Origin of the sequence: Rhizobium sp. Root483D2, assembly GCF_001426685.1 — a bacterium.
GTDB classification, from domain to species: Bacteria; Pseudomonadota; Alphaproteobacteria; order Rhizobiales; family Rhizobiaceae; genus Pararhizobium; species Pararhizobium qamdonense.
In genome coordinates, this window is sequence record NZ_LMFB01000005.1 from 286,357 (window position 1) to 298,528 (window position 12,172).

General features: G+C 61.2%; 12 protein-coding genes. 3 read left to right on the forward strand and 9 right to left on the reverse strand.

The features are described from left to right. The first annotated feature begins 119 nt into the window (after window positions 1-119). From ASD32_RS04795 to ASD32_RS04805, 3 genes are read left to right on the forward strand one after another with little or no spacing between them, the layout of a single operon-like run. Window positions 120-1,658, forward strand: coding sequence for a sugar ABC transporter ATP-binding protein (locus ASD32_RS04795; protein ID WP_156383059.1), 1,539 nt, complete (start codon window positions 120-122; stop codon window positions 1,656-1,658). 37 nt (window positions 1,659-1,695) lie between these two features. Next, window positions 1,696-2,721, forward strand: coding sequence for an ABC transporter permease (locus ASD32_RS04800; RefSeq protein WP_060636782.1), 1,026 nt, complete (start codon window positions 1,696-1,698; stop codon window positions 2,719-2,721). A 33-nt stretch (window positions 2,722-2,754) separates the two neighbouring features. After that, window positions 2,755-3,876, forward strand: coding sequence for a Gfo/Idh/MocA family oxidoreductase (locus ASD32_RS04805; RefSeq protein ID WP_060636784.1), 1,122 nt, complete (start codon window positions 2,755-2,757; stop codon window positions 3,874-3,876). Between the two features lie 49 nt (window positions 3,877-3,925). On the opposite strand, the gene doeB is transcribed toward ASD32_RS04805, so the two are convergent. The 9 genes from doeB to ehuA all read right to left on the reverse strand — a co-directional run bounded on the left by doeB (window position 3,926) and on the right by ehuA (window position 12,103). Further along, window positions 3,926-4,930, reverse strand: coding sequence for a N(2)-acetyl-L-2,4-diaminobutanoate deacetylase DoeB (gene doeB / locus ASD32_RS04810; protein ID WP_060636931.1), 1,005 nt, complete (start codon window positions 4,928-4,930; stop codon window positions 3,926-3,928). A gap of 6 nt (window positions 4,931-4,936) precedes the next feature. After that, window positions 4,937-6,118: an ectoine hydrolase DoeA gene (gene doeA / locus ASD32_RS04815; protein ID WP_060636786.1), complete on the reverse strand. Its 1,182-nt coding sequence runs from the start codon at window positions 6,116-6,118 to the stop codon at window positions 4,937-4,939. A 31-nt stretch (window positions 6,119-6,149) separates the two neighbouring features. Next, the gene (gene eutC / locus ASD32_RS04820) at window positions 6,150-7,142 is read right to left on the reverse strand and encodes an ectoine utilization protein EutC (protein ID WP_060636788.1); all 993 of its coding nucleotides are present in this window, start codon (window positions 7,140-7,142) and stop codon (window positions 6,150-6,152) included. Beyond that, on the reverse strand, window positions 7,139-8,137 hold the full coding sequence (eutB, locus tag ASD32_RS04825; RefSeq protein WP_060636790.1) for a hydroxyectoine utilization dehydratase EutB: 999 nt from the start codon (window positions 8,135-8,137) through the stop codon (window positions 7,139-7,141). Before eutB ends, eutC begins: the two co-directional genes overlap by 4 nt. A gap of 4 nt (window positions 8,138-8,141) precedes the next feature. Beyond that, window positions 8,142-8,924: an ectoine utilization protein EutA gene (eutA, locus tag ASD32_RS04830; RefSeq protein ID WP_060636792.1), complete on the reverse strand. Its 783-nt coding sequence runs from the start codon at window positions 8,922-8,924 to the stop codon at window positions 8,142-8,144. Next, on the reverse strand, window positions 8,921-9,583 hold the full coding sequence (ehuD, locus tag ASD32_RS04835; RefSeq protein WP_060636794.1) for an ectoine/hydroxyectoine ABC transporter permease subunit EhuD: 663 nt from the start codon (window positions 9,581-9,583) through the stop codon (window positions 8,921-8,923). Before ehuD ends, eutA begins: the two co-directional genes overlap by 4 nt. Before the next feature lie 2 nt (window positions 9,584-9,585). Then, window positions 9,586-10,245 (reverse strand): ectoine/hydroxyectoine ABC transporter permease subunit EhuC, encoded by a 660-nt coding sequence (gene ehuC, locus ASD32_RS04840; RefSeq protein WP_060636795.1) that lies wholly within the window; start codon window positions 10,243-10,245, stop codon window positions 9,586-9,588. Between the two features lie 156 nt (window positions 10,246-10,401). Further along, the gene (gene ehuB / locus ASD32_RS04845; protein ID WP_060636797.1) at window positions 10,402-11,256 is read right to left on the reverse strand and encodes an ectoine/hydroxyectoine ABC transporter substrate-binding protein EhuB; all 855 of its coding nucleotides are present in this window, start codon (window positions 11,254-11,256) and stop codon (window positions 10,402-10,404) included. 61 nt (window positions 11,257-11,317) lie between these two features. Beyond that, on the reverse strand, window positions 11,318-12,103 hold the full coding sequence (gene ehuA, locus ASD32_RS04850; RefSeq protein WP_060636799.1) for an ectoine/hydroxyectoine ABC transporter ATP-binding protein EhuA: 786 nt from the start codon (window positions 12,101-12,103) through the stop codon (window positions 11,318-11,320). Window positions 12,104-12,172 lie beyond the last annotated feature (69 nt).

The following is a 12,172-nucleotide window of genomic DNA, read 5'->3' on the forward strand; positions in this document are numbered from 1 at the left end:
GGACTGCCCGGTCTCGTTGATGACGGGCGCATTGCGCAGCACAGCGAAACCTATGAAGAGACCGCGCCGCTCAAAGGCGCAGGTCCCGGCCAGACAAGGCGACAGGGAGGCATCACTACATGGTCAGTCCGACAACAATGGCAGCCGTACGTGCCAGTGGCGCCGTGCCCAATGCCGAATATCTTCTCGCTGTCGAAGGCGTGCGCAAGGAATTTCCGGGCGTCGTGGCGCTGGATGATGTGTCGTTCCGGTTGAAGCGCGGCACGGTGCATGCGCTGATGGGGGAAAACGGCGCTGGCAAATCCACCTTGATGAAGATCCTCGCCGGCATCTATACGCCCGACAAGGGCGAAGTGAAATTCAAGGGTGTCGATATCCGGTTGAAATCACCGCTGGATGCGCTCGAAAACGGGATCGCCATGATCCATCAGGAACTCAACCTGATGCCCTTCATGACGGTCGCCGAAAATATCTGGATCCGCCGCGAGCCCCTCACCCGGCTGGGTTTTGTCGATCATGGCGAAATGAACCGCAAGACGGCTGACCTTTTCAAGCGGCTGAACATCGCGCTCGATCCGCAGGCGGAAGTGCGTGACCTTTCGATCGCCAATCGCCAGATGGTCGAGATCGCCAAGGCCGTGTCCTACGAATCCGATGTGCTGATCATGGACGAGCCGACATCGGCGCTGACCGAGCGCGAAGTCGCCCATCTCTTCACCATCATCCGCGACCTGCGCAGCCAGGGCATCGGCATCGTCTACATCACCCACAAGATGAACGAGCTGTTCGAGATCGCCGATGAATTCTCGGTGTTTCGTGACGGCAAATATATCGGCACGCACGCCTCCACCGACGTAACCCGCGACGACATCATCAAGATGATGGTCGGCCGCGAAATCACCCAGATGTTCCCCAAGGAAGAGGTGCCGATCGGCGATGTCGTGCTGTCGGTGAAAGACCTCTGCCTGAAAGACGTCTTCCACGACGTGTCCTTCGACGTGCGCGCCGGCGAAATCCTGGGCGTTGCCGGTCTTGTGGGTTCCGGCCGCTCGAATGTGGCGGAAACACTGTTCGGCGTGACGCCGGCAAGCTCGGGATCCATCGAGATCAACGGCAAGCCGGTGAAGATCGGTTCGCCGACGGAAGCGATCCGCAACCGCATGGCCTTCCTCACGGAAGACCGCAAGGATACCGGCTGTCTGCTGATCCTCGATGTGCTGGAAAACATGCAGATCGCCGTGTTGCAGGACAAGTTCGTCAAGATGGGCTTTGTCGATCAGAAGGCCGTGTCGGCACAATGCGAGGAGATGGCGCGCAAGCTGCGGGTCAAGACCCCGAACCTTCAGGAGCGCATCGAGAACCTCTCGGGCGGCAACCAGCAGAAGGCATTGATCGGCCGCTGGCTTTTGACCAATCCGCGCATCCTCATTCTGGACGAGCCGACGCGCGGCATCGATGTCGGTGCTAAAGCGGAAATTCACCGGCTGGTGACGGAGCTCGCCCGCGACGGCGTTGCCGTCATCATGATCTCCTCGGAAATGCCGGAGGTTCTCGGCATGAGCGACCGCGTCATGGTGATGCATGAGGGCCGGGTCACGGGCTTTCTTGACCAGGCGGAAGCGACCCAGGTCAAGGTCATGGAACTTGCAGCGCAGTGATGGCGCGCTTTTAGAAATACCATCAGGGAGGACAGACATGAGCACCAAGATTGAAGCCTCGGCCGCAACGGCCTCGTCGCCGGCCAGCAAGCGGCGCATCCCGCCGGAATTCAACATCTTCCTGGTGCTGATCGGCATCGCGCTGGTTTACGAGGTGCTTGGCTGGATCTTCATCGGCCAGAGCTTCCTGATGAACACCCAGCGGCTTACGATCATGATCCTGCAGGTGGCGGTCATCGGCATCATCGCCGTTGGCGTCACCCAGGTGATCATCACCGGTGGCATCGATCTTTCCTCCGGTTCCGTTGTCGGCGTCACGGCAATGATTGCCGCAAGCGTCGCCCAGGCTTCGACCTGGCCGCGTGCGCTTTATCCGGCCCTGACGGACCTGCCGGCCATCGTGCCGATCGGCCTGGGGCTCTGTGTCGGCCTGCTTGCCGGGTTGATCAACGGCTGGCTGATCGCCAAGACGAAGATACCCCCCTTCATCGCGACGCTGGGCATGATGGTTTCTGCGCGCGGTCTCTCGAAATGGTACACCAAGGGCCAGCCGGTTTCCGGCCTGACGGACCAGTTCAACTTCATCGGCACGGGCATCTGGCCGGTCATCGTCTTCCTCGTCGTCGCCCTCATCTTCCATATTGCCTTGCGCTACACCCGCTACGGCAAATTCACCTATGCAATCGGCGCCAATGTCCAGGCTGCCCGTGTTTCCGGCATCAATGTCGAGGCCCATCTGATCAAGGTCTATGCAATTGCCGGCATGCTTGCGGGCCTTGCCGGCGTCGTCACTGCCGCGCGTGCCCAGACCGCACAGGCCGGCATGGGCGTCATGTACGAATTGGACGCGATCGCAGCCACCGTGATCGGCGGCACGTCGCTTGCCGGCGGCGTCGGCCGCATCACCGGGACGGTTATCGGCACGGTCATCCTCGGCGTGATGACCTCCGGCTTCACCTTCCTGCGGGTGGATGCCTATTACCAGGAAATCGTCAAAGGCATGATTATCGTCGCTGCTGTCGTCGTCGATGTCTACAGACAGAAAAAGCGCAAGACGGTCTGACGGGCTGCAGGATAATCGGTAAGGATAATCGACATGAAACCATTGGGCGTCGGCTTGATCGGTACGGGATATATGGGCAAGTGCCACGCGCTGGCCTGGAATGCGGTCAAAACCGTCTTCGGCGACGTGGCCCGCCCACGCCTGGTTCATCTGGCGGAAGCCAATCCCGAACTTGCGAGCGTGCGCGCCGGTGAGTTCGGCTTCGAAAAGGCAACAGCTGACTGGCGCCGCCTGATCGACGATCCGGAGGTCGATGTCGTCTCCGTCACCACGCCCAACCAGTTTCATGCTGAGATGGCCATTGCAGCCCTTGAGGCCGGCAAACATGTCTGGTGCGAAAAGCCGATGTCACCGGGCTTTGCCGATGCTGAGCGCATGCTCAGAGCAGTTGAAGCTTCCGGCAGAATTGCCATCATGGGCTACAACTATATTCAGAACCCGATCCTGCGCCAGATGAAGACGCTGATCGATGACGGCGCGATCGGCACCGTCAACCATGTCCGCGCCGAGATGGACGAGGATTTCATGGCCGATCCCGAGGCGGCCTTTTACTGGAAGAGCGAGCGTTCGGCAGGCTATGGCGCACTGGATGATTTCGCGGTGCATCCGCTGTCGTTGATCTGGTATCTCTTCGGCCATGTCCGCTCCGTCGTGACCGACATGGCAAAACCCTATGCCGACCGCCCCTTGCCCGATGGTGGCCGCCGCGCGGTGGAAAACCATGATGGCGCCAGCATCCTGATGCGGCTCGACCACGGCATTTCGGCCGTGCTCATGGCAAACCGCGCCGCCTGGGGCCGGAAAGGCCGCATCGCGCTGCAGATCTTCGGGTCCAAGGGCTCGATCCTTTACGACCAGGAACGCATGAACGAGTTCGAACTCTACCAGTCCGGCGGCAATGCCACGCAACAGGGTTTTCAGCGCATCCTGACGGCGCCTGTGCATGCACCCTACGGCCAGTTCATCCCCGCGCCCGGTCATGGCCTCGGCTTCAATGACCTGAAAATCATCGAATGCCACGAACTGATCCGCGCCATCGCGGGCGAACCCTTTTCGGCGATCGATTTCAAGCAGGGCCTGCGCATCGAGCAGACCGTGCATGCCATGGCACGGTCGTTTGATGAAAAGACATGGATCAATATCGACAAAGGTTAAATCGGCACCTTCACAGCAGAGGGTTGGCCGTGGCGGCGACAAAGCCGCCTCAGACAGTCACCGCAAAGACTGCAACGCAGTCGCCGGGCTTGACGAGGCCGGGAAAATGGCGTGCGCAAAGGAGGCCGTCCATCTTGGCACGGATTTCCACCGGCCGCTGGCCGGTGCGCCCGACAGCATGGATGAGCGCGACGGCCTCGCCTTTTTTAACGGCATCGCCCAGATCGAAACGCGGCTCGATAAGACCCGCGTCTTCGGCAAAACAGAAGCAGTCGCCATCCGGCATGTCGAGCCACTGGGTCGGCACCACCTCGGCTGAAACTTTCAGGATGCCGGCCTTTGCCAAAACGTTGCGGACGCCGCGCTTGGCAATCCCTGCACTTTTGGCCGTTGCGGTGCCGCCGCCGCCCAGTTCGGTGGTGATGAAGATCTTGCCCATCTCTTCCGCTGCGGTGTCGTACATCCCGACGGCATCGATCTCCAGCATCCGCATGGAATAGGGTGCGGAAAACGCCTCGACGAGTTCGAAGGAGCGCGCCTCCTGCGCCTTGTCGGACAGGACATGCGCGGCACAGAACGGCAGAAAGTCCAGCGTCCTGCCGCCGGAGTGGAAATCCAGCACGATATCGGCAAGGGGCAGAAGTTCGCGCTGGAAATAATCGGCGATCTTCTGGGTCACGGCACCATCGGGCCTGCCGGGAAAGCTTCGGTTGAGATTGCCCTTGTCGATCGGCGATGTCCGCGTGCCCGCCAGGAACGCGGGATAGTTCATCGCCGGAACGATGATGACGCGTCCTTGCACATCCTGCGCCTGCAATGTCTGCGCAAGATCAAACAGGGCAATCGGGCCCTCATATTCGTCGCCATGATTGCCGCCGGTGAGAAGGGCCGTCGGCCCCTCCCCGTTCTTGATGACCGTGACCGGGATCATCACCGAACCCCAGGCCGAATCGTCGCGGCTATAGGGGAGACGCAGGAAACCATGCTGGACGCCAGCGGCTGAAAAATCGACCGTCGGTGTGATGGGGGATGGGCGCAGTCCGGTATCGTTCATGACCACTCAATCCTTGACGAACAGCTTGCGCGGAACGTTGGCAAGGCATTCGACGCCGGTGTCGGTGATCAGGATGCTCTCGGTGATCTCCAGCCCCATCGTTTCCAGCCACAGCCCTGTCATGAAATGAAAGGTCATGCCCGGTTTCAGCTCGGTGCGGTCGCCGGGGCGCAGGCTCATGGTGCGCTCGCCCCAATCCGGCGGATAGGAAATACCGATGCCGTAGCCGGTGCGGTTGTCCTTGACGATGCCGTATTTCTTCAGGACTGCGAAGAAGCCATTGGCGATGTCCTCGCAGGTATTGCCAGGCTTTGCGGCAGCAAGTCCGGCATCCATACCTTCGAGCGTTGCCTTTTCCGCATCGAGAAAGTCCTGCGTCGGTTTGCCGAGAAAGACGGTCCGCGACAACGGCACATGGTACCGGTTGTAGCAGCCGGCGATCTCGAAGAAGGTGCCCTCGCCGCGCTTCATCGGCTTGTCATCCCAGGTGAGATGGGGCGCAGACGCATCGACGCCGGATGGCAGAAGCGGCACAATTGCCGGATAGTCGCCGCCGATACCATCGACGCCGCGCGTTCCGGCATCATAGATTTCAGCGACCAGATCGCATTTGCGCATGCCGATCTCGATCTTGTCGAAGATGCGCTGGTGCATGCCTTCCACGATGCGGGCGGCATTGCGCATATATTTGATCTCGGTCTCGCTCTTCACGGCGCGCTGCCAATTCACAAGTGCCGTTGCATCGACGAAGCGGGCGTTCGGCAGATGCTTGACCAGGGCGGCAAAGGCGGCCGCCGAAAACCAGTAATTGTCCATCTCGACGCCGATGGTCAGTCGGTCATAGCCGCGCTCGGTCAGCTTGGCCGACAGATAATCCATCGGATGGCGTTCGGTCGATTGCACGTAATGATCGGGATAACCGATGATATTCTCATGCTTCAGATAGGCCGTCAGCTTGGCGCCATTGGCGTCCTGCCCGCGGCCGTACCAGACCGGTTCGCCGTCGGGCGGGACGATAACCGCCTGATGCACATAGAACGACCAGCCGTCATAGCCGGTCAGCCATGCCATATTGGAGGGGTCGCTACAGATCAACAGATCGATGCCCTTTGCCTCCATGGCCTTGCGCGTCTTGGCGAGCCGCGTTTCATATTCCCCAAGGGAAAATTTGAGGTTCGGTTGGGTCATGTTTCTCCCACATTCTCCGGCTTTGCCGGTCTCAACTTTCAAATGGCGTGCCCGCGCCGGCAAGGCCGGCACGAGCGAAGGCGAGTGTTGCGATGGCCGTGTCCTGAATGCCGGTCCCGGTGAGATCGGCGATGGTGATTTGGCTGGTTGCGGTGCGTCCCGGCTTGAGGCTGGCGATGATCTGCCCAAGCTCGGGAAAATCCATAGCCGCCGGGACAACACCGGTTTTGATGGCATGGTGCAATTCACCGAGCCGCCGCGTCTGCGTGAGACGATCGGCAACATAGAGACCGGCGGCAGCGATGGCCGCCGGATCGATCTCGTTCTTGTGTTCGGCATCCGACCCCATTGCCGTGATATGCTGGCCGGCTTCCAGCCATTCGGCTTTCAGGATCGGCGTTTCAGACGGCGTCGTGGTGACGGCAATATCGGCTCCGGACATGGCCTGATGCGGATCGGCCATTGCGACAACCCTAATGCCCAGCGTGCCGGTCAGGTCGGCAGCCGTTGTTTCGGCCTTCGCCCGGTCGCGCGCCCAGATCCGGGCTTCCCGGATCGGCCGCACCAAGGTCAGCGCCTGCAGTTGCAGCCGGGCCTGCAGGCCGGCACCGAAGATCGCGGCAACCTGCGCATCCGGCCTCGACAGGTATTTGGCCGCGACGGCGCCGGCTGCGGCCGTGCGCACATCCGTCAGATATCCATTGTCGAGCAGCAGCGCCTGCACGAGGCCGGTGGTTGCCGAAAGAAGGACCATCATGCCATTGGTGCTGGGCAGGCCAATCGACGGATTGTTGAAGAAGCCGGGGCTGATCTTGATGGCAAAGCCATCAAGGCCGGGCACATAGGCGGTCTTCACATCCACTTCGCCGCGATGCTCGGGAATGTCGAGCCTAAGGATGGGCGGCATCGCCACATCCTTGGTCGAAAGCGCCCGGAAGGCGTCTTCCACACAGGTTATAGCATCCATATCCAGTGTCACGACGGATCGCAGATCCGCTTCCGTCAGAATGATCATCCGGCTCATGCGGCAACCTCCGCAGGCGCGCCGGAGGCGCCGTTGACGATGCGGCGATGCAGTCCCATGTCGATATTCCGGCCGGACAGGATCGCGACGATCGGGCCGGCCGATGTCACCCGTCCAGACAGAAGTGCGGCAATACCGACCGCGCCGGCGCCTTCCAGGATCTCGCGTTCGGCCGCATAGGCGTTGCGTATGCCGGCGGCGATCTCGTCCTCGGTGAGGAGGATAACGTCGTCCAGCAGGTCGCGGCACATGGCAAAGGTCAGCGCATTGTGAAGTCCGATACCGCCACCCAGCGAATCCGCCAGGCTCGGCAGTTCCTCGACCTGAACCGGATGCCCGGCATCAAGGCTTGCCTTCATCGCAGCCCCGCGCTCCATGGTGAGCCCGATGACTCTTGTCTTTGGGCGCAGGCCCTTCACGGCCGCAGCTACGCCGGCAGCGAGACCGCCTCCCGATAACGGCACGAGAACCGTGTCCGCCTCGGGCACCTGTTCCATGATCTCAAGCCCCAGCGTTCCCTGCCCGGCGATGACAGAAGGATGATCAAAGGGCGGCACCATGATCTTGCCCTTGTCCGCAACCAGCCGGTCGACCTCATCCTGCGCTTCGTCCTGCGAATTGCCGACAATGCGGACATCCGCTCCGAGCCTGCGGATTTCCGCGACCTTGTTCTCCGGCACCAGGCGCGACATGCAGATCGTTGCGACCGCACCCTGCATCTTTGCCGCATGCGCCAGTGCCCGGCCGTGATTGCCGGTGGAGGCTGCGACGACGCCCGATGCTCGCTCAGCCGGTGTCAGCGACAGGATCGCATTGCTGGCACCGCGCAGTTTGAAGCTGCCGGTAGTCTGCTGATGCTCGAGCTTGAGATGGACGGGAACGCCGGCCAGCTCGCCAAGGGAAGCGGATTGCGTCATCGGCGTGCGCAGGATTTGGCCCGCAATACGGGCAGCGGCGGCACGAATATCATCCAGTGAAATGAAGGGTTGCTGCATGCCGTCAGCTTTCCGCATAGGGCTTGGTCATGAGAAGCCCGAGCTCGGGGCGCGCGTCCGTATCGCCGCAGAGCCGCAGGCATGCCCAGGCTGTTGCCAGATTGCTGCTGACCACCGGCTTTCCAAGGGCCTTTTCGATGCGGGGCACGGCCTCTGCCGCACGAACGGCGGTACAGGAAATGAAGAGCGCGTCGGATTCCGGTGCCATGGCTTCTGCGGCAAAGGCGGCGATCTCGTCATGCGGGATGCGCGCCATGTCCCGGTCATCGGAAAGCCCAAGGCAAGTGAAGCGGTCGATCTCAAAACCAAGATCGGCGAAGTAAGCCGCCATCGGCGCGCTGGTTTCGGCGGTATAGGGTGTCAGTACCGAAATCCGTTTTGCGCCGAGAGCCTTGAGTGCACTGACAGCCGCAGCCGTCGGCGTGACGACGGGAACACCGGGCTTTGCAGACTGCACAGCAGCCTCGATCTGCGCATCGCCGATAACGACGGAAGCAGACGTGCAGGAATACATGACCACGTCGAGCGTCTCGCCGGGCAGGATCAGGGCCGCGCCGGCGCTCAGCGACGGCTGCATCTTCTTCAGGTTTTCCGGCGTCACCGGATTGGCATAGGGAATGCGGGTGACATAGACGCCGATCCGGTTGCTGGCGACCATACGCTGGAAATCGACCTCGGTCGTATGGTCCGTCGCCAGGATGATCAGGCCGATGCGTTTCGGCAGCGGGCGATCGTCCAGGCGGGGCGCCCGGCTTGCCGTTTCGATTTTGATCTCCGTCGTGCTCATCGTTCATCCACCCGGGCAAAACGCTCTTCCAGGAAACGCAGCGCGACAACCGAGATCAGGCTGATGACGAGGAAGAACACGCCGACCATGGTGATCGGCTCGATATAGCGATAGCTGCTATTGGCGACGCTCTTTGCCTGGTTCATCAGTTCCAGCACGGTGATGGCCGAGAGCAGCGGCGTCTCCTTGAACATGGCGATGAAATAATTGGCGAGCGCCGGGATCATCGGCGGGATCGCCTGCGGCAGCACGACATGAACCCATGTCTGCCGGATGCTGAGATTGGTGGCGCGCGCCGCCTCCCACTGGCCGCGCGGCACATTGTCGATGCCTGCCCGGTAAACCTCGGCCGCATAGGTGCCATAGTGGATGCCCAGGCCAATGACACCGGCAGTCAGCGGCGACAGGCGGATGCCGATATCCGGCAGCACGTAGAAAATGAAATAGAGCTGCACCAGAAGCGGCGTCCCGCGGATAAAATCCGCCAGAAAGCCAACCGGGCGCGAGATAAGACGATTGGGCGAGCGTCTGGCAATCGCCAGCACCAGGCCAACGACTGCGGCGACGATCGCGCCCAGCACGGTCGCAAGGATGGTGATCTTCAGCCCTTCGAGAAGGGTCGGCATGATCTGCCAAACGAATGCCCAATCCCATTCCATGCTCAGACCCTCACCCCGTCAAGACCACGCGACGCGCGGCGCTCCAGCCAGCGCATGCCGGCGGAAATCGCCATGGCCATGGCGAAATAGAGGACAAGAATCGTCGCGAACGGGATCAGCGTGCTGCCGGTCTGCGCCCTGACCACCTGCGCCTGAAAAGTCATGTCCGTCAGCGAGATCAGCGAGACGACGGCGGTGCCCTTCAATAGCTCGATGGCATTGTTGCCGAAGGTTGGCAGCATCAGCGGCAATGCCTGGGGTAAAATGATATGCCGCATCCGGTGATAGCGGCCAAGGTTGAGAGCAACGCAGGCCTCGTGCTGTTCGCGGCCGATGGCCCGCACGGCCCCGCGCACAACCTCTGCACCATAGGCGCCGACATTCAGCCCCAGAGCCAGAACACCCGCCTGCAAGGGCGTCAGCGTGATGCCGGCAAATGGCAGCACGAAATAGGCCCAGAACAGCTGCACGAAGATCGAGGTTCCGCGAAAGAACTCGATATAGACAGTGGCGAGCGCGCGCACGCCGGCAAAGCGCGACAGCCGGCCGAGCCCCGCAGCAAACGCCATGACCAGCGCCAGCGCGGAGCCCATGACCGTCAATTCGATGGTCACCAGCGCCCCTTGCAATATCAGCCCAATGTAGCCGGACCAGTCGATCATCTTGCCTTCTCTGCAGTTGCCACGGCTTCTGGGAATGCCGCATGACCTGTCTTTGTGACGGAGCGGGATGCGCACCCGTCGTCACATATCGTCACCAATCATCACCAATCGTCTCATTGGGGGGGAGAACGGCGCATGCCATCCTCCCCTCAGCGATTACTGCGCAGCCGCGCAGAGCTTTTCGCGCGTCGTCGACATCGCCGCCGCAGCCGAGAAACCATAGGGCTCGATGAGCTTGGCGAACTCACCGGATTCCTTCAGCTTGGCCAGTTCGACGTCGAAGGCGTCGCGCAGTGCCTCGTCGCCCTTCTTGAAGGCGGCGCCATCGCAATAGACCGGCGCACCTTGGACCGGTGCAATGACCTCAAGGTTCGGATCGTTGGCCTTCTTGACGAGATCGTTGATCGACAGGACCGGCAGCGAATAGGCGTCGATGCGGCCGTCCTGCAGCATTTTCAGGCCGCTCTGGCCGTCGGGCACGACGATGACGCGGTCGCGCGGTACGCCGGCTTCCAGCGCCAGCTTTTCTTCCGTGCCGCCGCCTGGTGCGCCGATCGTGGCGGCTTGATCCTTGGCAACATCGGCATAGCTCTTGAAGGCTTTGGGATTGCCCTTTTTCACCAGCATCGCTTCCGCATCGCACAGAACCGGCTCGGAATAGGCAACGGCTGCGCAGCGCTCCGGCTTCATGAACAGACCGGCGGTGACAGCATCGTGCCGGCCGGCCTGAAGACCGGGGATCATCGCGCCATATTCCGAAATCGAGGCGACGACATCCGGCACGCCGAGGCGCTTGAAGACTTCGCGGGCCACATCGGGGGCAGCCCCTGACACCTTGCCGTCGGCGCCGACAGCCGTGAACGGCGGCTCGTTGGCAATGGCGATGCGGGCAAAGCCCTGTGCCTTCAGCGCCTCCAGCTTGGCATCGTCGGCATGTGCCGGGACTGTAGCAAGACCAGCCATCAACGCCGTGGCGCCGGCTGCCATCGTCATGAAATACGTCGCTCTCATTGTTCCAACTCCTCTGGATTTTTCCATTTTTATCGGAGGCATTGTCTGATCGCCGCAGCGATCAGACGCGGTGCCCCGCCGCGATGATCTTGCGCAGGAAGCTCTGCGTGCGCTCCTGCCTGGGATTACGGAATATGTCGTCCGGCTTGCCTTCCTCGACGATCTTTCCCTTGTCGAAAAACAGGACGCGATCGGCGAAATCATGGGCAAATCCCATTTCGTGGGTGACGAGCAGCATGGTCATATCGGTCTCGACCGCGAGCCTCCTCATGACATTCAGCACTTCCTCGACCAATTCCGGATCAAGCGCCGAGGTCACCTCGTCAAACAGCATGATCTTCGGCGAAAGCGCCAAGGCACGGGCGATGGCAACGCGCTGCTTCTGTCCGCCGGACAATTGCGCGGGCATGCTCTTTGCCTTGTCGGCCATGCCCACCATGTCGAGAAGCTCCATCGCCCGCGCCTCGGCAGCAGCCCTTGGCACGCCCTTGGTCAGCATCGGCGCCAGGGTGATATTGTCGAGCACGCATTTATGCGGAAACAGGTTGAAGTGCTGGAAGACCATGCCGATCTTTTCGCGCATCTTCTGCAGGTGCTTTTCATCGGCATCCGTAAGACTGCCGGCTTTGCGCATATGATAAAGCTGATCGCCATCGACCTCGATATGGCCGCCGTTGATTTTTTCCAGCGTCATGAGGATGCGCAGGATGGTGGTCTTTCCCGAACCGGACGGGCCGATCAATGCCAGCTTCTCGCCGGGCATGACATCCATCGACAGACCGTCGAGCACGGTCAGCGGCCCGTAGGTCTTGGTGATGTTGTCGATGCGGATCATGGGCGAAGGCATGCAGATCTCTTCCTGTTGAGACGAGCGATGCCTAACGATGACGAGCCTATCAAATCATGTCAATTGTCA